This window comes from Rubrivivax gelatinosus (assembly GCF_004340905.1).
GTDB classification, from domain to species: Bacteria; Pseudomonadota; Gammaproteobacteria; order Burkholderiales; family Burkholderiaceae_C; genus Rubrivivax; species Rubrivivax gelatinosus.
In genome coordinates, this window is record NZ_SLXD01000007.1 from 119,017 (window position 1) to 140,414 (window position 21,398).

General features: G+C 71.6%; 20 protein-coding genes and 1 pseudogene. 10 read left to right on the plus strand and 11 right to left on the minus strand.

Features of this window, described 5'->3' with window-relative positions:
* Positions 1-28 precede the first annotated feature (28 nt).
* From dnaE to EV684_RS24015, 3 genes are all read left to right on the plus strand, one after another.
* On the plus strand, positions 29-3,538 hold the full coding sequence (gene dnaE / locus EV684_RS12365; RefSeq protein WP_132647590.1) for a DNA polymerase III subunit alpha: 3,510 nt from the start codon (positions 29-31) through the stop codon (positions 3,536-3,538).
* Between the two features lie 85 nt (positions 3,539-3,623).
* A complete protein-coding gene (locus EV684_RS12370; protein WP_132647591.1) occupies positions 3,624-4,100 on the plus strand; it encodes a hypothetical protein in 477 nt (158 codons plus the stop codon).
* A gap of 115 nt (positions 4,101-4,215) precedes the next feature.
* Positions 4,216-4,545 carry a hypothetical protein gene (locus EV684_RS24015; protein WP_165908476.1) on the plus strand — a complete coding sequence of 110 codons (330 nt, stop codon included), beginning with the start codon at positions 4,216-4,218 and terminating at the stop codon, positions 4,543-4,545.
* A gap of 57 nt (positions 4,546-4,602) precedes the next feature.
* Here the strand turns inward: EV684_RS24015 and EV684_RS12380 are convergent, their stop codons facing one another.
* Entirely contained in the window at positions 4,603-4,929 is a 327-nt protein-coding gene (locus tag EV684_RS12380) for a ComEA family DNA-binding protein (protein ID WP_132647592.1), read from the minus strand.
* A 227-nt stretch (positions 4,930-5,156) separates the two neighbouring features.
* Between EV684_RS12380 and EV684_RS12385 the strand changes: the two genes are divergently transcribed.
* The 4 genes from EV684_RS12385 to gmhB are packed head-to-tail and all read left to right on the plus strand — an operon-like array spanning position 5,157 to position 7,724.
* Positions 5,157-5,726, plus strand: coding sequence for a D-sedoheptulose-7-phosphate isomerase (locus EV684_RS12385; protein WP_132647593.1), 570 nt, complete (start codon positions 5,157-5,159; stop codon positions 5,724-5,726).
* Positions 5,723-6,673, plus strand: a complete 951-nt coding sequence (gene rfaE1, locus EV684_RS12390) for a D-glycero-beta-D-manno-heptose-7-phosphate kinase (protein WP_132647594.1) — start codon at positions 5,723-5,725, stop codon at positions 6,671-6,673. The genes EV684_RS12385 and rfaE1 overlap by 4 nt, the downstream gene beginning before the upstream one ends.
* Complete coding sequence (locus EV684_RS12395) at positions 6,670-7,146, plus strand: adenylyltransferase/cytidyltransferase family protein (protein WP_132647595.1); 477 nt, start codon at positions 6,670-6,672, stop codon at positions 7,144-7,146. Before rfaE1 ends, EV684_RS12395 begins: the two co-directional genes overlap by 4 nt.
* On the plus strand, positions 7,143-7,724 hold the full coding sequence (gene gmhB, locus EV684_RS12400; protein ID WP_014427585.1) for a D-glycero-beta-D-manno-heptose 1,7-bisphosphate 7-phosphatase: 582 nt from the start codon (positions 7,143-7,145) through the stop codon (positions 7,722-7,724). The genes EV684_RS12395 and gmhB overlap by 4 nt, the downstream gene beginning before the upstream one ends.
* Here gmhB and EV684_RS12405 read toward each other — a convergent pair.
* The 3 genes from EV684_RS12405 to EV684_RS12415 are packed head-to-tail and all read right to left on the minus strand — an operon-like array spanning position 7,679 to position 10,819.
* Positions 7,679-8,743: a polysaccharide pyruvyl transferase family protein gene (locus EV684_RS12405; RefSeq protein ID WP_132647596.1), complete on the minus strand. Its 1,065-nt coding sequence runs from the start codon at positions 8,741-8,743 to the stop codon at positions 7,679-7,681. The genes gmhB and EV684_RS12405 overlap by 46 nt on opposite strands.
* Before the next feature lie 31 nt (positions 8,744-8,774).
* Positions 8,775-9,797, minus strand: coding sequence for a glycosyltransferase family 9 protein (locus EV684_RS12410; protein WP_132647597.1), 1,023 nt, complete (start codon positions 9,795-9,797; stop codon positions 8,775-8,777).
* The gene (locus EV684_RS12415; RefSeq protein ID WP_132647598.1) at positions 9,794-10,819 is read right to left on the minus strand and encodes a polysialyltransferase family glycosyltransferase; all 1,026 of its coding nucleotides are present in this window, start codon (positions 10,817-10,819) and stop codon (positions 9,794-9,796) included. The genes EV684_RS12410 and EV684_RS12415 overlap by 4 nt, the downstream gene beginning before the upstream one ends.
* 195 nt (positions 10,820-11,014) lie before the next feature.
* Here EV684_RS12415 and EV684_RS12420 point away from each other — a divergent pair, with 195 nt between their 5' ends.
* From EV684_RS12420 to EV684_RS12430, 3 genes are all read left to right on the plus strand, one after another.
* Positions 11,015-11,611: a LicD family protein gene (locus EV684_RS12420; protein WP_165908477.1), complete on the plus strand. Its 597-nt coding sequence runs from the start codon at positions 11,015-11,017 to the stop codon at positions 11,609-11,611.
* Between the two features lie 64 nt (positions 11,612-11,675).
* Entirely contained in the window at positions 11,676-12,695 is a 1,020-nt protein-coding gene (locus EV684_RS12425; RefSeq protein WP_165908478.1) for a stealth family protein, read from the plus strand.
* A complete protein-coding gene (locus EV684_RS12430; RefSeq protein ID WP_165908479.1) occupies positions 12,692-13,777 on the plus strand; it encodes a CDP-glycerol glycerophosphotransferase family protein in 1,086 nt (361 codons plus the stop codon). Before EV684_RS12425 ends, EV684_RS12430 begins: the two co-directional genes overlap by 4 nt.
* Here EV684_RS12430 and EV684_RS12435 read toward each other — a convergent pair.
* The 7 genes and pseudogenes from EV684_RS12435 to rpsA form a co-directional block, all read right to left on the minus strand.
* A complete protein-coding gene (locus tag EV684_RS12435) occupies positions 13,750-14,838 on the minus strand; it encodes a glycosyltransferase (protein ID WP_132647602.1) in 1,089 nt (362 codons plus the stop codon). The two genes, EV684_RS12430 and EV684_RS12435, sit on opposite strands and share 28 nt — an antisense overlap.
* The gene (gene waaF, locus EV684_RS12440; RefSeq protein ID WP_132647603.1) at positions 14,835-15,941 is read right to left on the minus strand and encodes a lipopolysaccharide heptosyltransferase II; all 1,107 of its coding nucleotides are present in this window, start codon (positions 15,939-15,941) and stop codon (positions 14,835-14,837) included. Before waaF ends, EV684_RS12435 begins: the two co-directional genes overlap by 4 nt.
* Positions 15,938-17,707, minus strand: coding sequence for a lipid A export permease/ATP-binding protein MsbA (gene msbA, locus EV684_RS12445; protein ID WP_132647604.1), 1,770 nt, complete (start codon positions 17,705-17,707; stop codon positions 15,938-15,940). The genes waaF and msbA overlap by 4 nt, the downstream gene beginning before the upstream one ends.
* Before the next feature lie 3 nt (positions 17,708-17,710).
* Positions 17,711-18,859 (minus strand): lipopolysaccharide assembly protein LapB, encoded by a 1,149-nt coding sequence (gene lapB, locus EV684_RS12450; protein WP_132647605.1) that lies wholly within the window; start codon positions 18,857-18,859, stop codon positions 17,711-17,713.
* A gap of 46 nt (positions 18,860-18,905) precedes the next feature.
* Entirely contained in the window at positions 18,906-19,217 is a 312-nt protein-coding gene (locus tag EV684_RS12455; protein ID WP_132647606.1) for a lipopolysaccharide assembly protein LapA domain-containing protein, read from the minus strand.
* Positions 19,218-19,245: 28 nt separating this feature from the next.
* Positions 19,246-19,593 (minus strand): annotated as a pseudogene (locus EV684_RS12460) (integration host factor subunit beta); the annotation flags it as partial.
* A 45-nt stretch (positions 19,594-19,638) separates the two neighbouring features.
* Positions 19,639-21,354, minus strand: coding sequence for a 30S ribosomal protein S1 (rpsA, locus tag EV684_RS12465; protein WP_132647608.1), 1,716 nt, complete (start codon positions 21,352-21,354; stop codon positions 19,639-19,641).
* Positions 21,355-21,398 lie beyond the last annotated feature (44 nt).

The window sequence follows — 21,398 nt, forward strand, 5'->3', positions numbered from 1 at the left end:
GTGCCGACCCCCTCCCTACAATCCCCGCATGCCCTTCGTTCACCTGCGCACGCACACCGAATATTCCGTCGTCGACGGCACCTTGCGCATCGACGACGCGGCCGACGCCGCCAAGGCCGACGGCCAGCCGGCGCTGGCCATCACCGACCTGTCCAACCTCTTCGGCGCGATCAAGTTCTACAAGGCCTGCCGCGGCGCCGGCGTCAAGCCCATCGTCGGCGTCGACGTCTGGATGGACCCGCTCGCCGACGCCGCCGAGCGCCAGCCGACGCGCCTGGCGCTGCTCGTGCAGGACCGCGGCGGCTACCTCAACCTGTGCGAGCTGCTGGCGCGCGCCTGGACCCAGAACGTCCAGCGCAACCAGGCCTGGCTGAAGTGGGAATGGCTGCGCGAGCTCTCCGGCGGACTGATCGCGATGTCCGGCGCCGACATGGGCGCCGTCGGCCAGGCGCTGCTGGCCGGCGACACCGAACGTGCCGCCACCGTCGCACGCGAGCTGGCCGACATCTTCCCGGGCCGCTTCTACCTGGAGCTGCAGCGCGCCGGCCTGCCGACCCACGAGGCCCAGGTACGCGCCGCGGTGCCGCTGGCCGCGCGCCTGGGGCTGCCGGTCGTCGCGACGCATCCGATCCAGTTCCTCGGTCCCGAGGACTTCGAGGCCCACGAGGCGCGGGTCTGCATCGCCGAAGGCGAGACGCTGGCCAACCCCAAGCGCATCAAGCGTTTCACGCGCGAGCAGCACTTCAAGACCGCCGAGCAGATGCAGGCCTTGTTCGCCGACGTGCCGAGTGCACTCGCGAACACGGTCGAGATCGCGCGCCGCTGCAACCTGACGCTGGTGCTGGGCAAGCCGCGCCTGCCCGACTTCCCGACGCCCGACGGCTCGCCGATCGAGGTCTACTTCCGCAAGGCCTCGCACGAAGGCCTGGAAAAGCGTCTGGCGGCGCTGTTCCCGAAGGAGGAGGAGCGCGACAAGCGCCGCCCCGAGTACGTCGAACGCCTGGAGTTCGAGCTCAACACCATCCTGAAGATGGGCTTCCCGGGCTACTTCCTGATCGTCTCGGACTTCATCGTCTGGGCCAAGGCCAACGGCTGCCCGGTCGGCCCGGGACGGGGTTCGGGCGCGGGCTCGCTGGTCGCCTACGCGCTGTTCATCACCGACCTCGACCCGCTGCAGTACAAACTGCTGTTCGAGCGTTTCCTGAACCCGGAACGCGTGTCGATGCCCGACTTCGACATCGACTTCTGCCAGGGCAACCGCGACCGCGTGATCCGGTACGTGAAGGAGAAGTACGGGCGCGACGCCGTCGGCCAGATCGCGACCTTCGGCACGATGGCGGCGAAGGCCGCACTGCGCGACGTCGGCCGCGTGCTGGGCATGGGCTACGGCCACGTCGACAGCATCGCCAAGCTGATCCCGGCGCCGCCGGGCAAGACGGTGACGCTGGCCAAGGTGCCCGAGAAACCCGACCCGGGCATCATCTACGCGCGCCAGGAAGAGCCCGAGATCGACCGCCGCGAGGCCGCCGAGGAAGAGGTGGCCGAGCTGCTGTCGCTGGCCACGCGTGTCGAAGGCATGGTGCGCAACATCGGCATGCACGCCGGCGGCGTGCTGATCGCGCCGGGCAAGATCACCGACTTCTGCCCGCTGTACCAGCAGCCCGGCAGCGACAGCGCGGTCAGCCAGTACGACAAGGACGACGTCGAAGCCATCGGCCTCGTGAAGTTCGACTTTCTGGGCCTGGCGACGCTGACGATCCTGGAGCTGGCGCGCCAGTACATCGTCGCGCGCCGCCCCGAGCGCAAGGACTTCAGCTACGAGACGCTGCCGCTGGACGACCAGCGCGTCTACAAGCTCTTCTCCGACGGCCTGACCGAGGCGGTGTTCCAGTTCGAATCACGCGGCATGCAGGGCATGCTGCGCGAGGCCAAGCCCAGCCGGCTGGAAGACCTGATCGCGCTGAACGCGCTGTATCGCCCGGGCCCGATGGACCTGATCCCGACCTTTGTCGCGCGCAAGCACGGCAAGGAGACGGTCGAGTACCCGCACCCGCTGCTGGAGACCGTGCTCGGCGAGACCTACGGCGTCATGGTCTACCAGGAACAGGTGATGCAGACGGCGCAGGTGCTGGGCGGCTACTCGCTCGGCGGCGCCGACTTGCTTCGCCGCGCGATGGGCAAGAAGAAGGCCGAGGAGATGGCCCAGCACCGCGCCATCTTCCGCGAGGGTGCGGCCAAGAAGAACATCCCCGAAGCGAAGGCCGACGAGGTCTTCGACTTGATGGAGAAGTTCGCCGGCTACGGCTTCAACAAGTCGCACGCCGCGGCGTACTCGCTGCTGGCCTATCACACGGCCTGGATCAAGGTGCACTGCACGGCCGAGTTCTTCGCGGCCAACATGACGATCGAAGCCGACAACACCGACAAGCTGAAGGTGCTGCTGGCCGACGCCAAACTCTTCGGCATCCGCTTCGATCCGCCCGACGTCAACACCGGCACGCTGCGTTTCGAGCCGATCGAGGACAAACGCATCCGCTACGGCCTGGGCGCGGTCAAGGGCACCGGCGCCGGCGCGATCGAGGCCATCGTCGCGGCGCGTGAAGGGCGCTCGGGCGACGGCGGCGGGCCGTTCCGCAGCCTGTTCGACTTCTGCGCGCGGGTCGACCGCCAGCGTGTCAACAAGCGTGTCGTCGAGGCGCTGATCAAGGCCGGCGCCTTCGACTCGCTGCACCCCGACCGGGCCGCGACGCTGGCCAGCGTCAGCCTGGCCTTCGAATGGGCCGACACGCAGGCGGCGAACGCCAACCAGTGCGGGCTGTTCGACTTCGGCGACGCGCACGGCTCGAGCACGCAGGAGCCGGCGCTGGCGGCGGTCGAGACCTGGTCGGTGCGCGAGCGGCTGATGCAGGAGAAGGTGGCGATCGGCTTCTACCTGTCGGGCCACCTGTTCGACGCCTGCCGCGACGAGGTGCGCAAGTTCGTGCGCCGCGACATCGTCGAGCTCGTCGACTCGCGCGAGCCGCAGTCGGTGGCCGGCATCGTCTCCGAGCTGCGGGTCATCAACGGCCAGCGTGGCCGGGTCGCGATCTTCAAGCTCGACGACGGCAGCGAGGCCATCGAGGCGGTGGCCAACGAGGAGCTGCTGGACGCCAGCCGCGAGCTGCTGCGCGAGGACGAACTGGTCATCGTCGTCGGCAAGCTGCAGCCCGACCGCTTCTCCGGCGGCCTGCGGCTGAATGCCCAGCAGATCTGGGACCTGGCGACGGCGCGGGCACGTTTCGGCCGCTACCTGTCGGTCGAGCTCAACGGCGGCCTGCCGCCGGTGGCCGACGTGCTGAAGCTCTGGCCGGCACGCCGCGTGGAGAGCGAAGAAGGCGAGACCAGCCAGGGCCTGGCGGTCCGGCTGAAGCTGCGGCGCGCGACGGCGGTTGCCGAACTCGATCTCGGCAGCGACGCCCGCTTCTGGCCCTGCGACGAGGCGCTGGCGCGCTGGAAGACGATCGCCGAACAGGGGCGGGCGGCCATCGTCTACGAGTGAAAGGGTTTGTTTCGCACGGCCTTGTCTGACATCCGGCGCTGCGCCGCTGGCGTTGTGATCTCGTGAACCACTTTCTGGAGACCCGATGAGAAAGACGATCGCGAGCGCGTGCCTGGGCGTCCTGGCGCTGGCCGGCGCCGCCGCCCACGCCACCAATGTCGGCGTGTCGGTCGAGATCAGCCAGCCGGGCGTCTATGGCCGCGTGGACATCGGCCGCTTCCCGCAACCGGCGGTCATCGTGCCGCAGCCGGTGATCATCGGCCGGCCGGTCGTCGTGGCGCCGGAGCCGGTCTACCTCTGGGTTCCGATGGAGCACCGCAAGAACTGGCGGCGCTACTGCAGCCGCTACCGCGCCTGTGGCACGCCGGTGTACTTCGTCGACCACCGCTGGTACCGCAGCCACGTGATGCCGGTGCACGAGGTGCGCCACGACCGCCGCGACGACCGCCGCGACGACCGGCGCGACGACCGGCGCGACGACCGTCGCGGGCCTCCCGGCCCGCACGACGACCACCGTGGCCCGCCGGGGCACCGTGACGATCAACGCGGCCCCGGGCGCTGATCGGCAATCGGCGCCGGGTCGGACCCGTCGGACGCGCGAGCACGGCCTGCGCTGACGGGCGGCACCCGCCGCAGCGTGCAGGATCCCCGCATCCGATCGATACGAGGATCCCGAGATGAAGAAGAATCGTCGCACGCCGGCCCTGCTGCTGGCCTTGATCACCCCGTTCGCCGCCGGGACCGTGGCGGCCGCAGAGCCCTCCGCCGCACCGCCGACGGCGCGGGCGACCCTGGTGGCGCTGGACGGACACGAGCGTCGTGAGGACCGCCGCGAAGATCGACGCGAGGACCGCCGCGAGGACCGGCGCGACGATCCCGTCAGCGAGGCGCGCGAAGAGCGGCGAGAAGATCGTCGAGATGAGCGCCAGGAAGAGCGCCAGGAAGAGCGCCGGGAAGACCGGCGCGAGGACCGGCGCGAAGAACGCCGGGACGAGCGTCGCGACTGAAGTCGTACCGGCGTGGCCGGCCCGCACGCGGCCGGCTGGCGACCACGCGGCCGGCCTTCATTTCGCCGCCTTCGCTGCCTTCTCCGCCTTGGCGGGCTGAGCATCGCCGCCGGCCCAGGCGGCACCGGCCACCGTCAGCCCGGCCTGCGAAAAACGCGCCGCGTTGCCGCTGCCGATGCCCGGCACCCGGTCGACCATGTCGGCCCAGCTCTTGAACGCGCCGGCCTTGCGCGCCTCGAGGATCTTGGCCGACAGGCCCGGGCCGATGCCCTTGACCGTTTCCAGCTCGGCCTGGCTGGCCTGGTTGGCGTCGACCGCGGCGTGGGCGTTGAAGGCGAAGGCCGCGAACAGCAGCGCGGCGACGGGACGCAGGAATCGCTTCATGAAGGGCTCCCTCGGCACCAGGTGCCGTCGTGGCCCGCCGGCCCCATGCCGACGGTGCACGGGCGCATTTTTTCGGCGCCGGCGGGCCTGGCGCATCCCTCCGCCGGGCGCCTCCGAGCGGTGCCCCGCGCGGGGCGAGTGCTTGCGCCGCGGCACCCCGCCGGGTGGGGGGCGCCGGCTATAGTCGCCGTCGCCGCCGCCCCGCGGCGAGATGGTGATTTCTCTCGATGACTTCCGTTTTTGCCCACAACCTGGCCGAGCACCGCGCGCTGTTCGTGCAGCTCGACGCGCTCGAGGCCGAGGTGGAGCGTGCCGGCGAGACGATCGCGCGCGCACTGGCCGCCGGCGGCAAGCTGCTGATCTGCGGCAACGGCGGCTCGGCCGCCGACAGCCAGCACATCGCCGCCGAGCTGACGGGCCGCTTCATCCGCGACCGCCGCCCGCTGGCGGCGATCGCCCTGACCACCGACACCTCGGCGCTGACCAGCATCGCCAACGACTACGCCTTCGACGAGGTGTTCTCGCGTCCGGTGCGCGCGCTGGGGCGCGCCGGCGACGTGCTGCTGGGCCTCTCGACCTCGGGCAACTCGGCCAACGTGCTGCGCGCGGTGGACGCCGCGCGTGAACTGGGCCTCACGACGATCGGCCTGCTGGGCCGCGACGGCGGTGCGCTGCGCACGCGCTGCGACCAGGCGATCGTCGTGCCGAGCACGACGACCGCGCGCATCCAGGAAGCGCACATCCTGATCGGCCACACGCTGTGCGGGCTGGTCGAACAGAAGCTGGGGCTGGCATGAGCGGGACCCCTGGCTGGCCGCGCCCGACGCGCGAGGCGCTGGCCGCACGCCGCGTGCTCGTCGTCGGCGACGTCATGCTCGACCGCTACTGGCACGGCGCCGTGGACCGCATCTCGCCCGAGGCGCCGGTGCCGGTGGTGCGTGTCAACCGCGAGGAGGAGCGCCTGGGCGGGGCGGCCAACGTCGCGCTGAACGTGCGTGCGCTCGGCGCGCAGGCGACGCTGCTGACCGTCGTCGGCGACGACGAGCCGGCGCGCAAGCTGCGCACGCTGCTCGAGGCCCAGGACGTGCGCGCCGTGCTCGGCGCCGACGCCCAGCTGCGCACCATCGTCAAGCTGCGGGTCATCGGCCGCCAGCAGCAGCTGGTGCGCATCGACTTCGAGAACCAGCCGACGCACGAGGTGCTGGCGCAGCTGCTCGACGACTTCGAGCGCGAGCTGCCCGGCCACGACGCGGTGCTGTTCTCCGACTACGGCAAGGGCGGTCTGGCCCACGTCGGTCGCATGATCACGATGGCGCGCGAGGCCGGCAAGCCGGTGCTCGTCGACCCCAAGGGCAGCGACTTCTCGCGTTATGCCGGTGCCGACCTGATCACGCCCAACCGCGCCGAGCTGGCGCAGGTCGTCGGCCAGTGGGCCAGCGAGGACGAGCTGCGCGAACGCGCCCGCGCGCTGCGCGAGCGCCTGGGTCTGGCGGCGCTGCTGCTGACGCGTTCGGAAGAGGGCATGACGCTGTACGACGCCCAGGGCGAGCGCCACGTCGACGCCGACGCGCGCGAGGTCTTCGACGTTACCGGCGCCGGCGACACCGTCATCGCGACGATGGCCGCGCTGATCGCCGCCGGCCTGCCGGCGAGCGACGCGATGCCCTGGGCCAACCGCGCCGGCGGCATCGTCGTCGGCCGCTTCGGCACCGCGAGCGTCGGCTACGACGAGCTGTTTGCATGAGCTTCATTGACAAGCTCTGCGCCCGCGCCGACGCTCCGGCGCGCCTGGCGGCGTTGCCGCGGCCCTGGGTGTTCACCAACGGCGTCTTCGACGTGCTGCACCGCGGTCACGTCAGCTATCTGGAGCGGGCGCGGGCGCTCGGCGGCTCGCTGATCGTCGCGGTCAACAGCGACGTCTCGGCACGAAGCCTGGGCAAGGGTCCCGACCGGCCGCTGAACCGCGAGGAAGACCGCGCGCTGGTGCTCGCCGCACTGGAGTCGGTGTCGCTCGTCACCTGGTTCGACGAACGCACGCCGGTGGCGCTGCTGGCCGAGCTGCGGCCCGACGTCTACGTCAAGGGCGGCGACTACGACATCGAGACGCTGGAAGAGACGCGCCTCGTGCGCGGCTGGGGCGGCAGGTCGCTGGCGCTGCCTTTCGTCGACGGCTACTCGACGACACGGCTCGTCGAGCGCATCCGCGCCGGAACGTGAGCGCACGCGCCGTCTTCCTCGACCGTGACGGCGTGGTCAACGTCGACCACGGCTACGTCGGGCGCTGGCAGGACTTCGAGTTCGTGCCCGGCGCGGTCGACGCGATGCGCCGCCTGCACGAAGCCGGCTGGCGGCTGGTGGTCGTCACCAACCAGTCGGGCATCGCGCGTGGCTACTACAGCGAGGCCGACTACGAGGCGCTGACGGCGCGCATGAAGGCCGAGCTCGCCGCCGCCGGCGCGCCGCTGGCCGGCGTCTACCACTGCCCGCACCATCCCAAGGGCACGGTCGCGGCCTACACGCGCGACTGCGGCTGCCGCAAGCCGGCGCCGGGTTTGATCCTGCGCGCCGCGCAGGAGCTCGGGCTGTCGCTGGCCGACTCGGTGCTGGTCGGCGACAAACCCAGCGACGCCGAGGCCGCACGCGCGGCCGGTGTCGGCCGGGTCGTTCTCGTCGCCGATGGCGCGGCCGACGCCGCGCTGGCTGACGCGACCGCGCCCTCGCTGGCCGCGGCGCTGGCTGCCGGCCTGATTCAGCCCAGCCGGTCGATCCCCGCGGCGCGCAGCGCCTCGACGTAGTCGGCGCGCAGCCGCGCCTTGCGCTCCAGCAGCGCGGCGCTGCGCTCGCCGACCTCGGCGATCGCCTGCTCGACGCGCGCGACGACGCCGTCGACCGGCTCGCCGACCTCGATCATCCCGGCGCCGAAGCCGCGTGCCGTCTCGCCGCGGCGGTCGTGGCCGACGCACAGGCCCGGCACGCCCAGCGAAGCCGACAGGCCGACGCCGTGCACGCGGTGGCCGACGACGAGGTCGTAGCGGTCGTAGAGCTCGACGTAGTCGCGTGCGTCGTAGGAGTAGCGGATCGTCGCGCCGGCGAAGTCGCGTTCGAACAGCGGCAGCTCGTCGACGTAGTGGGCGACGAACTCGAACTCGTGGCGCGTGCCCAGGCGCTCGATCAGCGCGCGGTACAGCGCGACGAGAAAGGCGTGCGTGCCCTCGGCGACGTTGTTGTGGCGCGCGGCCAGCGGGTGGCCGTAGATCAGCGCGATGCGCTGCACGGCGTCGCGGCGGCGCTCGTGCGGCGCGGCCAGCAGGGCCGGGCAGATCATCTGGCGCACCGGCAGCGGCGCCAGCGAGGCCGTCGTGAGCGTGTCGCGGCAGGCGATCAGGCGCGCGGCCTTCAGCACCGTGGTCTCGGCCTCGCTGAAGTGCTCGCGGTCGAAGCGGAAGGGCTTGACGGTGCCCAGGCCGAGAAAGGCCGTCGGCGTGCCGCTGCGCGCCAGCGCCTCGTACAGCGGCTCCAGCCGGCGCCCGTGCCACTCGGGCGAGCCGGCGAAGACGACGAGGTCCACCCAGTCCAGCGACATCGAGTCCTTGAACGAGTTGTCGAGGAAGGCCTGGCGCCGGCCTTCGCCGAAGCGGCGCTGCAGCAGCGACACCGGGTCGAAACGTTTGGCGCGCCGGATCTGCGGGTTGCGGTTGAAGATGACGGGGTTGAAGTCCAGGCCGGCGGCGCGCAGCGCGTTCAGGCAACCCATCAGGATGAACTCGTCGCCGGGGTTCCACTGGCGCGTGGTCGAGAAGAGGACGTTGGGCATCGGCAGCACCCCGGGCGGGGCGGGTGGTGAATCAGGAGGCGGCGGCCTGCGCAGTGTCGAGCATCGAGCGCACGCGGGCGGTGACGGCGTGGACCTCGATCGCCTCCATGCCCTGGCCTTCGAGCGCCTGCAGCAGCGGGTCGTGGCGCAGTGGCGGCGTGGCGCCGAACAGCCCGAGTGCCGGGGTCTCGACGGCGGCGGCGATGTTGAGCACCCCGGTGTCGTTGCCGACGCACAGGCGGGCCTGGCGCAGCACCGCCGCGCTGAGCTGCACCGAGGGCTGGGTGAGCGCGCGCACGCGCGCGCGCAGCGCCGCCGGCACGCCGTCGACGATGCGCGCCCCGCTGTCAGCCTCGGCCGGGCCGCCGACCAGCACGACGCCGTGGCCGTCGGCGGCCAGCGCCGCGGCCAGCGCCGCGTAGCGCGCGTCGCCCCAGTGCTTGCGCGGCTCGGACGAGCCGATCGACATCGCCACCGGCGCCGGCAGCCCGGCCAGCCAGCGCGAAGCCGCTTGCAGCGCGTCCGGGCGCACGGCCAGCCGCGGCAGCCGCGGCCCGTCGACGAAACCCTGAGCGACGGCGAAGGCGGTCGCTTCCGGGTAGACCCAGTTGCCGGCGCCGCTGTGCGGCCGGATGTACGGCGGCTCGTTCAGCCACAGCCGCTCGGTGGCCGAGAAGCCGAAGCCGGCACGGCGCGGGATGCCGGCCAGCCAGGCGAGCACGCCGTAGCGCGGGCGCGAGGCGAAGATCAGCACGCGGTCGAAGCGCTGCCGGCGCAGTTCGCCGACCAGCGCCCATTGCGCGGCGAGCGAGTCGTGGCGGCCGCGGCGGCGCTCCGAAGCGCGCGGCCGGTGGTCGAATTCGATGACTTCGGCGATGCAGGTCTCGCCGGCCAGCAGGTCGGCGGCGCGCGACGAGGGCCGGGCCATCAGCACGATGCGGCCGTCGCGGCTGGTCGCGGCAATGGCGCGCAGGTAGGGCAGGTGCCAGACCAGGTCGCCGATGCCGCTGCGGTGGTGGACGACGAGGGTGTGCGGCGCGTTCGGAGGCGTCATGCCGGCAGCAGCGTCACGCCCAGTTCGCCGAAGGCGCGCGACATGTCCTCGCGCTCGCCCCTGGACTTGAAGCGCAGCCGCTCCCAGCCGAAGGCCAGCACCGGCACCGCCGGGCCGTAGATCTGGCGCGCGAACAGCAGCGCCGACGAGCGCACGCCGAGCACGGCGGCGTAGGGCTCGTGCTGCATGTAGGTCTCCAGCGGCTGGTCGAGCTCGAGCACGTGCCAGTCGGGCTGCAGCAGCTCGCGCGCCGGGTCCTTGGGGTGGCCCTTGTAGTCGACCTCGTGGATGCCGGCGTCCTGCAGCCAGTGCTGCATCGCCGCGGCGATGCGGTCGCGCTCGCCGGCGTCGGCCAGGCCGGCGCCCTGCAGCGGCTGGCCGACGACGAGCGCGCGGCGCACCGCGCAGCCGGCGTCGCCCACCGGCGCGACCAGCGGCGCCAGCGTCACCACCTTGTGCGCCGGATACTCGTGCGGCAGGCCGGGCAGCACGTAGACGCGGTCGCAGAACGGCGCGTCCGAGCCGATGCGGTCGCCGCCGAAGGTCCAGTAGCGCAGCTCGGGCGCGGCCAGGCGGCGCAGGTGACGCAGTTGCTGCAGCGCGCGTTTGCCCGCGGTCAGCGGGTAGCGGCGGATGCTGATGACGCCGTCGGGCAGGATGCGCGCGTGCATCGTGCTGGCGCCGCAACGCGCCGGCAGCGCACGCAGGAAGTAGTTGACGGCCTCGGTGTCGAAGACCGCGCTGTGCAGGTGCAGCGTGTCGCAGCGGCCGACCAGCGCCGCCACCGCGTCCAGGTTGGCCAGCAGCCGGCGGTGCGCGCCGAAGGCGCCGGGCAGCGGCTCCCAGCGTGGCCAGGGCATGTAGGCCGCGCCGTCCCAGTCGTCGGCCTCGACCAGCGGGCCGACGCCGCGCTTGTACCAGACCAGCACCTGGCGCGCGCCACGCTCGTGCGTGGCCGCGATCTGGCGCGCGGCGAGCAGCTGCAGCGGCGAGGCGACGAAGTAGACGGCGGTGGTGGTCATGGGCAGCCCCGCGCGGCGCGGGTGCGCCAAAGGGCTCGCGAGGGCAATCGACGTACCCAAGGGGGCGGCAGCGGCATGCTCGCGGCGGGACAAGACCGTTGCGTGACACCCGCACACCGCATTCGGGCGTCACAACGACGTCACCTTCGACTGCTAGCCGGCTTCTATAATGCGCGACCCGGAGCAGGAGCGCGAATGGCCAAAGAGCCACCCCTCGATATTGCGGCAGGCCGTCGCCTGCTCTTCGACGTCGTCGACCTGCTCGAACGTCACGATATTCCATACCACCTCGAAGGCGGCACCCTGCTGGGTTTGGTGCGTGACGGCGATCTGCTCCCCTGGGATCACGATCTCGACATCTCGATACCCGCCTCGGACATTGCCCGGGTGGATTTCGCGCGGCGCCTCGAGCTGCGCCTCAAGTTCTGGCGCCTGTCCCTCCGCCGTTTCGCCGCCGACGCCCCCGAGCACGGCTGGCGTGCCGGCCAGACGCGCATCCTGAAGATCGCCAAGCGACATCTCGTGTTCGGCCGCGGCTGGCCGCGGCTCGACATCTTTGCCAAGTACTCCGCCGCCGGGCGCGTGAGCTGGGTGGCCAAGGACCGCATCATGTCGGTCGACGAACGGCATTACGCGGGTTTCGACACGGTGGCCTATCAGGGGCGCCGCCTGAGAATACCGCTGGGCGTCGAGGATTATCTCGCGGCGAAATACGGCGAATGGCGCACGCCGGTTCGCGAATGGGATTGCGGCAAGGACGAGGGCACGATCGTCGCGGATTTCAAAGGCTGACCCGCGGTCAGCGAAGAATCAAAACAACATGGTCTTTCGTGCTTCCCTCGCCCGGGATTTCCCGGTGGATTTTCTTTACACCTGGGTCGACGGCGCCGACCCCGTCTGGCGCGAACGCAAGGCGGCGCGCATGGCGCAGTTCGGCCGCAGCCTGCCGCCGGCCTCGGCCGTGGCCTCGGTACGTTTTGCCGACCACGACGAGCTGAAGTACTCGCTGCGCAGCGTCGCCGCTTTCGCGCCCTGGGTGCGCCGGATCTACATCGTCACCGACGCCCAGGCGCCGGCCTGGCTGGACCGCGAGCACCCGAAGATCCGCGTCGTCGACCACCGCGAGATCTTCCCCGACCCCGACGCCTGCCTGCCGACCTACAACGCCGCGGCCATCGAGTCGCAGCTGCACCGCGCGCCGGGCATCGCCGAGCACTTCGTCTTCTTCAACGACGACATGTTCCTCGGCCGCCCGGTCCAGCCGGGCGAGTTCTTCGGCCCCGACGGCGAGCCGGTGCTGTTCACCAAGTACTCGCGGCCGCGCCGGCGCGACTGGCACTTCGACACGGCGCGCATCCCCGCCGGGCGCGACGAGCTGCACTTCGTGCGCATGACCAACGCCCGCATCGCGGTGCGTGACCGCACCGGCGTCGAGGTGCACCACGACCTGCGCCACGTCTCCTACCCGCTGCGCCGCAGCTACATGGAGGAGCTGACGCGCGAGACCTACGCCGAGGCGCTGGCGCGCACCGCGCCGTCGCCGTTCCGTGCGCCGACCGACGTGCTGCCCGCCTATCTGCACAGCTTCCACGCGCTGGCCACCGGCAAGGCGCGTGTGCAGCACCTGGTGCCGCCGTCGGCCAAACCCCGCTTCAAGGACCTGCTGCACGCGCTGCGCGGCACGCCGCGGGGCGACTACGTGCGCATCTCCAGCCCGGGCTACGAGACCCGGCTGCAGGCCATCGAACGTTGCCGGCCGATGCAGTTCTGCCTGAATGACACGCTGGAGTCGCGTCCCGAGGGCAAGGCGCGCATGGTCGAATTCCTGCAGCGCTACTTCCCGCAGCCCGGCCCGTTCGAGAAGGCCGCCGGGTGAAGCTCGTCTTCGACGTCGCCAGCTTCTATTACCTGCCGCAGTACCTGCCGGTGGCCGAGGAGCTGCGCCGGCGCGGCGTGGCCAGCCGCTTCCTGCTGCACGCCGACGCTGCCGACCCGCTGCTGCCGGCGGCCCGTGCGCAGCTGTCCGCCGCCGGCCACGGCTCCGAGGTCGTCGGCCACGGCGACGCGGCGCTGGCCTGGTACCGCGAGCAGGCGCCCGACTGGATCGTCTTCGGCAACGACTGCCGCTATCTCGACCGCCTGCCGCCGGCCACGCGCAGCGCGCTGCTGTACCACGGCATCGGCGTGAAGGCCTGCTACTACGACGCGCCGCTGGCGCGTTTCACGGTGCGCTTCAGCGAAGGCGCGTTCCGCACCGCCGAGCTGCAGCGCCTGTACCCCGAGGGCCGCTTCGTCGACGTCGGCTTCGCCAAACTGGACCCGCTGCTCGACGGCCGGCCCTATGCCGAGGCCTTCGACCTGCGCGCCGCCGGGCTGGACCCGGCGCGGCCGACGGTGCTCTACGCGCCGACCTTCTACCCCAGCTCGATCGAGTGCCTGTCGCGCCACTGGCCGGCCGAGCTCGCTGACGTCAACGTGCTGGTCAAGCCGCATCTGCTGACCTGGACGAGCCAGAAGTACGCCGCCCAGCGCCAGCGCCTGGACGCCTGGCGGCGCCTGCCCAACGTGCACGTCGCCGAGCCGGCGGCGTTCTCGCTGCTGCCCTTCATGGCGGTCGCCGACGTGCTGGTCAGCGAGGCCTCCTCGGCGATCTTCGAGTTCGCGGCGCTGGACCGGCCGGTCGTCTGGTGCGACTTCTACCGCCTGCGCTGGAGCTACCGCGGCCCGCTGCGCTACCGCCACGAGCGCCGCATGGACCAGACGATCCACGGCTTTCGCGACGTCGGCGCGCACGCGGCGCGCGCGCGCGACCTGCCGGCCGTCGTGCGCCGCGAGCTGCAGGACCCGCAGGGTCACGCCGCGGGGCGCGCGCGCTGCACCGCCGAGCTGATCGGCTGCACCGACGGCCACGCCTCGGTGCGTGTCGCCGACTACCTGCTGGGCACGAGCTCGCGGTAGACGGCGAGGTTGCCGCGCACCATCGCGGCCACGGAGAAACGCGCGACGACGTGCTCGCGGCCGGCGGCGCCGTAGCGCGTACGCAGCGCAGCGTCGCCCAGCAGCGTGTTCAGGTGGCGCGCCAGCGCCGCCGTGTCGCCCGGCTCGATCAGCTCGCCGTTGACGCCCGGCAGCACGATCTCCGGGATGCCGCCGGCGCGGCCGGCGACGATCGGCAGCCCGCAGGCGGCGGCCTGCAGCAGCGCCACGCCCAGGCCTTCCATCTCGGCCGGGTGGACCATCAGGTCCAGGCTGGGCAGCACGCGCGGCAGGTCCTGGCGAAAGCCCGGGAACAGCACCCGGTCGACTAAGCCGGCGGCACGCGCTTCGTTCTCGATCGCCTCGCGCAGCGGCCCCTGGCCGAAGAGCAGGAAACGCGTGCGCGGATGCGCCGCCAGCACCGCCGGCAGCGCCGCCAGCAGCGTGCGGTGGCCCTTGCGCGCGATGAATTGCGCCGCCATGCCCACCGCCAGCTCGTCGGGCGCGAGGCCGAACTCGGCGTCCAGCCAGGCGCGGTCCTCGCGGCCCGGGCGGTACTGCGCGACGTCGACCGAGCTGGGCACGCAGCGCAGCTTGGCGCGCGGCACGCCTTCGGCCTCGAGCACGCGGAAGATGCCCTCGGAGATCGTGACGATGCGCTCGTGCAGCCGGTACTTCAGCGCCACCCAGGCGCGCGGTTCGGGGTTGTCGACGCGCCGGCTCAGCACCACCGGCACGCCTTCGAGCCGCGCGGCCAGCGCGCCCCAGAGGTCGCTGCCGCGGCGGCTGTGCAGGTGCACGACGTCGGGGCGCTCGGCGCGGATCAGGCGGCGCAGCCGGCCGACCATGCCCAGGTCGGCGTCGCCGCCCATGGCCATCGCGGCGACGCGCGCGTGCGCCGCCCCGGCCTCGGCGATGGCGCTGCCGGTCGGCGCGGCGAGCACGTTGTCGACGCCCTCGGCAGCCAGCCCGCGCATCAGGAACACGACCTGCAGCGCACCGCCGTACAGGTGCATGCCGGCCTCGACGTGCAGGACTTTCATGGCGCGGGGACGAGAGGGATCATGGGGCGGCCGCCGAGCAGGCCGACGGCGGTGTCGAACACACGCTGGACCTGCAGCGAACGCATGCAGTCGAAGCGGCCGGCGCAGCTCGGGCGGCGGCGGCAGGGCGAGCAGGGCAGGGCGTCGTAGAGCACGACGCTGCGCGGCGTGGCGGTGTCCAGGTAGGGTCGCGTCGAGCCGAACAGCGCCACCGTCGGCACGTCCAGCGCGGTGCCCATGTGGGTCAGGCCGGTGTCGACGCCGACCAGCAGCGCGGCCTCGGCCAGCGCGGCGACGGTCTCGTCGAGGCGGAGCCGGCCGGCCAGGTCGACGGCCGCCGGCGCCAGCGCGGCGATGCGCCGGGCGGCCTCGACGTCGCCGGGCCCGCCGACGATGACCGGCTGCAGCCCCTGGGCGGCGAAGGCGCCCGCCAGCTCGGCCCAGCGGTCCTCGAACCAGTGCTTCTGCGGCCGCGTCGTGAACGGGCACAGCGCGACCCAGCGTCCGGCGACTCCGGCCTCGGCGAGCACGGCGCGTGCTCGTTCGCGCTGCGCCGCACCGACGGCCAGGTCGAGCTTGAAGTCGGCGTCGGCGGCGCCCAGCGCGATGCCCAGCGCGCGGTACTCGCTGCCGATGCGGCGGTCGGCGCCGCGCGGCGGCATCACGCGGTGGTGCACCAGGAACTGGCTGCCTTCGTGCGAGCGCAGGCCTACGCGCTGGGGCGCGCCGGTCATCCAGGCGCACAGCCCGCTCTTGAGCAGGCCTTGCGCGTCGAGCACGAGGTCGTAGCGCTCGGCGCGCAGGCTGCGGCGAAAGGCCAGCACCTCGGCGGCCAGCGCGCCCAGGCGGCGTTCGCGCCACAGCTTCTGCCAGGCCGCACGCGGCATCGGCTTGACGCCGTCCAGGCGCGGGTTGTGCGCCAGCAGCGGCGCGGCCACCGGCTCGACCAGCCAGTGGATCGTCGCGTCGGGCCAGCGCGCGCGCAGCGAGCGGATCAGGCCCGAGGCCATGACGACGTCGCCGATCGCGCTCAGGCGCACGATCAGGATGCGCGGCGGGCGGCCCGCCGGCAGCTCCAGCGGCAGCACGGCGGCGGTGTTCATGGCGCGGCGGTCGCGCCCGGCGCGCTGCCGTCGCGGAACTGGAGCTGGTGCAGCTTGTGGTACAGCCCGGCGCGCGCCAGCAGCTCCTCGTGCGTGCCGACCTCGGCCACGCGGCCCTGGTCCATCACGACGACGCGGTCGGCGTTGGCGATCGTCGACAGCCGGTGGGCGATCGTCACCGTGGTGCGGCCGCGCTTCAGGTTGTCGATCGCCTGCTGGACGATGCGCTCGCTCTCGGTGTCCAGCGCCGAGGTCGCTTCGTCGAGCAGCAGGATCGGCGCGTCCTTGAGCAGCGCGCGCGCGATCGACAGGCGCTGGCGCTGGCCGCCGGACAGGCGCGCGCCGTTCTCGCCGATCGGCGTGTCCAGGCCCTGCGGCAGCTCGCGGATGAACTCCATCGCGTGGGCGGCCTCGGCGGCGCGTTCGATCTGCTCGCGGCTGACCTCGCCCGGCGCGCCGTAGGCGATGTTGGCGGCCACGGTGTCGTTGAACAGCACGACGTGCTGGGTGACGAGCGCGATGTTGGCGCGCAGGTCGGCCAGGCGCAGCTCGTGCGTGTCGAGCTCGTCGAGCAGGATGCGGCCGCGGTCGGGCGAGTAGAAGCGCGGGATCAGCGACATCAGCGTGGACTTGCCGCTGCCCGAGGCGCCGACGAGCGCGACCGACTCACCCGGGCGGATGTCCAGCGTGACGCCGTCCAGTGCGTCGCTCTCGGCGCCCGGGTAGCGAAAGCCCACGTCCTCGAAGCGCAGGTGGCCGCTGGAGCGCGACAGCTCGCGGGTTCCGGTGTCGCGCTCGGGTTCGGCGTCGATCAGCTCGAACACCGAAGCCGCCGCGGCCAGGCCGCGCTGCAGCGCCTCGTTGACGTTGGACAGGCGCTTGAGCGGCGCCAGCAGCAGCGCCATCGCGCCGAAGAACGAGACGAAGCCGCCGACGGTGAGCTGGTCCGAGCGCGTGGCCAGCGTCGCGTAGTAGATGATCGCCGCCAGCGCGAGCACGGCGATGAACTGCACGATCGGGCCGTTGGCCGTCGAGGTGCGCGTCGTCTTCATCATGTAGCGGCGCACCGACGCGGCGACGTCGTGGAAGCGCTTGGCCTCGTAGGCGGCGCCGCCGAAGATGCGGATCTCGCGCGGCGCGCCCAGCACCTCGTGCGCGACGTGGGTCAGCGAGCCCATCGAGTTCTGCTGAGCGCGGCTGAACTGGCGCAGCCGGCGGCTCACCGAACGGATCACCCAGGCGATGACCGGCAGCACGGTGAAGAACAGCAGCGAGAGCTTCCAGTTCAGCCACAGCATGTAGCCGAGCAGGCCGACGACGGTCAGCGAGTCCTTGACGATCGTGATCAGCGACGAGGTGATGATCGGGCTGATCTGCTGCGCGTTGTAGGTCAGCTTGGACATCAGCGCGGCGCTGGGCTGGCGGTCGAAGTAGGCCAGCGGCAGCGTCAGGATGCGCTGGAACATCGTGGTGCGCAGGTCCAGCACGACGTGGGTCGCGACGCTGGCCAGCGCCACCGAGTGCACGTAGTCCGACAACCCGCGCACGATGAACAGCACGATCAGCGCCAGCGGCATCAGGTGCGCGAACTCGGGGTCCTTCTTGACGAAGCTGCCGTCGATCAGCTGCTGCAGCAGCGCCGGCACCGAGGCTTCGGCGGCGGCGTTGATGATCATCGCCAGGACCCCGAGCGCGAACACCTTGGAGTACGGGCGCACGTAGCCGAGCAGTCGCCGGTACAGCGCGAAGGAGTCGTTGCGGGTCATCTCTCAGCTTTCGTCGACGCGCCGCGGCGGGTAGCTGTCCCAGCTGAGGCAGCCCGGGCATTGCCAGAAGTACTGGTGCGCCTCGAAGCCGCAGGCCGCGCAGCGGTAGCGGTGCAGCGGGCGTGCGGCGCGTGCCAGCGCCTGCTCGACGAGGTCCAGCGCCGCCGGGTCGCCGGCCGCCGGCCTGGGCGGCGTGGCCAGCAGGGCGTGCGCGGCGGTCAGGCTGGGCTGCTGGCGCAGGTTGTCGGCTAGGCGCTGCGGCTGGCCCGCCGGGTCGAGCCGGCCCAGGGCCTGCAGGACGTCCAGGCTGGGGCTGCGTTCGAGCGAGCGCTGCAGCTGCGTGCGCACGTGCTCGTGCCGGCCGCAGGCCTCGCCGCTGGCGGCGTAGTCGGCGGCCACGAGCGCGAAGGCGCCGGGCTGCATCGTGGCCAGTTCATCCCAGAGTTCGACCGCTTCCTCGTGGCGGCCGCCGGCGCGTGCGCGCCGGCCGGCGATGACACGCGGCCGGGCGCCATGCGGCGCGGCCTCGAGCGCGCGCCGCAGCGCGGTGTCGGCGTCGGCCGCCTGGCCCGCGGCGTCGGCCTCCTCGGCCAGCTCGCACCAGTAGTGCGCGATGCGCGGCGCGTACGAGCCGGTGCCGCTCTTGTCCAGGCGCGTCGCGATGTCGATCGCGGCGCGCCAGCTGCGCGAGCGCTCCTGCAGCGCCAGCAGCGCCAGCCAGGCTTCGGTCTCGAAGGCCGTGCCCTCGAGCGCGCGATAGGCGTCCTCGGCGCGGTCGAAGAGACCGGCGCGCATGTAGTCCTGGGCCAGCTCGTGCTGGGCGCGGTCGCGCTCACCGGCCTTCAGGTCGGCGCGCGAGAGCAGGTGTTCGTGCACGCGCACCGCGCGCTCGAACTCGCCGCGGCGGCGGAACAGGTTGCCGAGCGCGAAGTGCAGCTCGGTGGTGTCGGGGTCGTTCTGGACGGCCTCGATGAAGGCGTCGATGGCCTTGTCCTGCTGCTCGTTGAGCAGCAGGTTCAGGCCCTTGAAGTAGGCGCGCGGCGCGTCGCGGTTGTCGCGGCGCAGCTGGCGCAGGTCAAAGCGCGACGCGAGCCAGCCGAGCGCGAAGGCCACCGGCAGGCCGATCAGCAGCCACTGGAAGTCGAAGTCCATCGGGCGTCGGTTGGGTCGGGAAGAGGGCCGGCTCGGGGGGCGCCGGTCAGAGGCCTTCGCGCGGCGGGTGCTCCAGCGGCAGCTCGGATACCGGGGCCGGCGCGGGCCCCGGGGCGGGGACGGCGGGCGGCGGCGCCTGCAGCCGCGACTTGCGGCGTTCGCGCCACCAGCTCGGCAGCATCGCCAGCACGCCGACGGCCGCACCGCCGGCGAAAGCGGCCAGCACGACGATCACCATCGGTGCCTGCCACTCGGCGCCGAAGAACCAGCGCACGGTGGCGTTCTGCTGGTTGTTCAGCGCGAACGCGAACAGCGTGAAGAAGACGAAGGCCCGGAAGAGCCAGACGAGAAGGCGCACGGCGCCGATTCTAGGATCCGGCGCGCCTTCAGGCGGCGTCGGAATCTTGCGCGGCGGGCTGGCGCGCGTCGACCGCTTCGCGCAGGGCCTTGCCGGGCTTGAAATGGGGGACCAGCTTCTCCGGGATCACGACCTGTTCGCCGCTGCGCGGGTTGCGGCCCATGCGCGGGGGGCGACGGTTGATCGAGAAGCTGCCGAACCCGCGGATCTCGATGCGGTGGCCACGGGCCAGCGCGTCGGTCATCGCGTCGAGGATGGTCTTGACGGCGAACTCGGTGTCGCGTTGCGTCAGCTGCGAGAAGCGCTCGGCAAGACGGGCGACGAGGTCGGATCGGGTCATGGCAGGGACGGGTCGCAAGCGGCTAGAAACACGAAAAGGCCCGCGCGCCTGGAACGGTCGCGCGGGCCGTGCAACAGCGGTTTACTCGCGGTTGTCGAGCTTGGCGCGCAGCAGGGCGCCCAGGCTGGTCGTGCCGGCGTTCTCGCGCTCGTTGGTCTGGCGCAGGGCCTGCATCGACTGCTGATCCTCGGCGTTGTCCTTGGCCTTGATCGACAGCTGGATCGAACGCAGCTTGCGGTCGACGTTGATGATCATGACCGAGACGTCTTCGCCTTCCTTCAGCACGTTGCGCGCGTCTTCGACGCGGTCGCGGCTGATCTCGGACGCACGCAGGTAGCCGGTGACGTCGTCGTTGAGCTGGATCTCCGCGCCGCGCGGGTCGACCGTCTTCACCTTGCCGGTGACGATGGCGCCGCGGTCGTTGAGCGTCGTGAAGCCGGTGAACGGGTCCACGTCCAGCTGCTTGATGCCCAGGCTGATGCGCTCGCGCTCGACGTCGATCGCCAGCACGATGGCCTCGACTTCCTGGCCCTTCTTGTAGTTGCGCACCGCGCTTTCGCCCGGCTCGTTCCACGACAGGTCGGACAGGTGCACCAGGCCGTCGATGCCCGCGGACAGGCCGACGAAGACGCCGAAGTCGGTGATCGACTTGACCGGGCCCTTGACCTTGTCACCACGCTTGACGTTGGCCGCGAACTCTTCCCACGGGTTCGGCTTGCACTGCTTCATGCCCAGCGAGATGCGACGCTTGTCTTCGTCGATCTCGAGGACCATGACTTCGACTTCCTCGCCCAGCGAGACCACCTTGGACGGGGCGACGTTCTTGTTCGTCCAGTCCATTTCGGAGACGTGCACCAGGCCTTCGATGCCCGGCTCGATCTCGACGAACGCGCCGTAGTCGGCGATGTTGGTGATCTTGCCGAACAGGCGCGTGCCGTTCGGGTAGCGGCGCGAGACGCCCAGCCACGGGTCGTCGCCCAGCTGCTTGATGCCCAGGCTGACGCGGTTCTTCTCGGCGTCGAACTTGAGGACCTTGGCCGACAGTTCCTGACCGACCTGAACGACTTCGCTCGGGTGGCGGACACGGCGCCAGGCCATGTCGGTGATGTGCAGCAGGCCGTCGATGCCGCCGAGGTCGACGAACGCACCGTATTCGGTGATGTTCTTGACCACGCCGTGCACGATGGCGCCTTCGGTCAGCGTCTCGAGCAGCTTGGCGCGTTCTTCGCCCATCGAAGCCTCGACGACGGCGCGGCGCGACAACACGACGTTGTTGCGCTTGCGGTCGAGCTTGATGACCTTGAACTCCATGGTCTTGCCCTCGAACGGGCTCATGTCCTTGACCGGACGCGTGTCGAGCAGCGAACCCGGCAGGAAGGCGCGGATGCCGTTGACCAGCACCGTCAGGCCGCCCTTGACCTTGCCGCTGACCGTGCCGGTGACGAAGTCGCCCGACTCCAGCGCGTTCTCCAGCGCCATCCACGACGCCAGGCGCTTGGCCTTGTCGCGGCTGAGGATGGTGTCGCCGTAGCCGTTCTCGACGGCGTCGATCGCCACCGCGACGAAGTCGCCGACCTGGACTTCGAGTTCGCCCTGGTCGTTCTTGAACTCGTCGATGGGCACGTAGGACTCGCTCTTGAGCCCGGCGTTGACGACGACGTGGTTGAACTCGATGCGAACGACCTCGGCGGAGATCACTTCGCCGACGCGCATGTCGTTGCTCTTCAGCGACTCTTCGAACAGCGCGGCGAAAGCATCAGCGCCGCTCTTGGCGATGACGGTAGTGGAAACGGACATGTGGTTCCTGTGCCCGGAGGAGTTGAAGGCAGAGCCGGGCGGTG

What these genes read in the sequence shown, in the direction of transcription:
- EV684_RS12370 (WP_132647591.1), top strand. Translation starts at nt 3,624, where the DNA reads ATGAGAAAGACGATCGCGAGCGCGTGCCTGGGCGTCCTGGCGCTGGCC.
- EV684_RS12435 (WP_132647602.1), bottom strand. Translation starts at nt 14,838, where the DNA reads ATGAAAGTCCTGCACGTCGAGGCCGGCATGCACCTGTACGGCGGTGCG.
- EV684_RS12385 (WP_132647593.1), top strand. Translation starts at nt 5,157, where the DNA reads ATGACTTCCGTTTTTGCCCACAACCTGGCCGAGCACCGCGCGCTGTTC.
- waaF (WP_132647603.1), bottom strand. Translation starts at nt 15,941, where the DNA reads ATGAACACCGCCGCCGTGCTGCCGCTGGAGCTGCCGGCGGGCCGCCCG.
- rfaE1 (WP_132647594.1), top strand. Translation starts at nt 5,723, where the DNA reads ATGAGCGGGACCCCTGGCTGGCCGCGCCCGACGCGCGAGGCGCTGGCC.
- lapB (WP_132647605.1), bottom strand. Translation starts at nt 18,859, where the DNA reads ATGGACTTCGACTTCCAGTGGCTGCTGATCGGCCTGCCGGTGGCCTTC.
- dnaE (WP_132647590.1), top strand. Translation starts at nt 29, where the DNA reads ATGCCCTTCGTTCACCTGCGCACGCACACCGAATATTCCGTCGTCGAC.
- EV684_RS24015 (WP_165908476.1), top strand. Translation starts at nt 4,216, where the DNA reads ATGAAGAAGAATCGTCGCACGCCGGCCCTGCTGCTGGCCTTGATCACC.
- EV684_RS12380 (WP_132647592.1), bottom strand. Translation starts at nt 4,929, where the DNA reads ATGAAGCGATTCCTGCGTCCCGTCGCCGCGCTGCTGTTCGCGGCCTTC.
- EV684_RS12420 (WP_165908477.1), top strand. Translation starts at nt 11,015, where the DNA reads ATGGCCAAAGAGCCACCCCTCGATATTGCGGCAGGCCGTCGCCTGCTC.
- EV684_RS12395 (WP_132647595.1), top strand. Translation starts at nt 6,670, where the DNA reads ATGAGCTTCATTGACAAGCTCTGCGCCCGCGCCGACGCTCCGGCGCGC.
- EV684_RS12410 (WP_132647597.1), bottom strand. Translation starts at nt 9,797, where the DNA reads ATGACGCCTCCGAACGCGCCGCACACCCTCGTCGTCCACCACCGCAGC.
- rpsA (WP_132647608.1), bottom strand. Translation starts at nt 21,354, where the DNA reads ATGTCCGTTTCCACTACCGTCATCGCCAAGAGCGGCGCTGATGCTTTC.
- msbA (WP_132647604.1), bottom strand. Translation starts at nt 17,707, where the DNA reads ATGACCCGCAACGACTCCTTCGCGCTGTACCGGCGACTGCTCGGCTAC.
- EV684_RS12415 (WP_132647598.1), bottom strand. Translation starts at nt 10,819, where the DNA reads ATGACCACCACCGCCGTCTACTTCGTCGCCTCGCCGCTGCAGCTGCTC.
- EV684_RS12405 (WP_132647596.1), bottom strand. Translation starts at nt 8,743, where the DNA reads ATGCCCAACGTCCTCTTCTCGACCACGCGCCAGTGGAACCCCGGCGAC.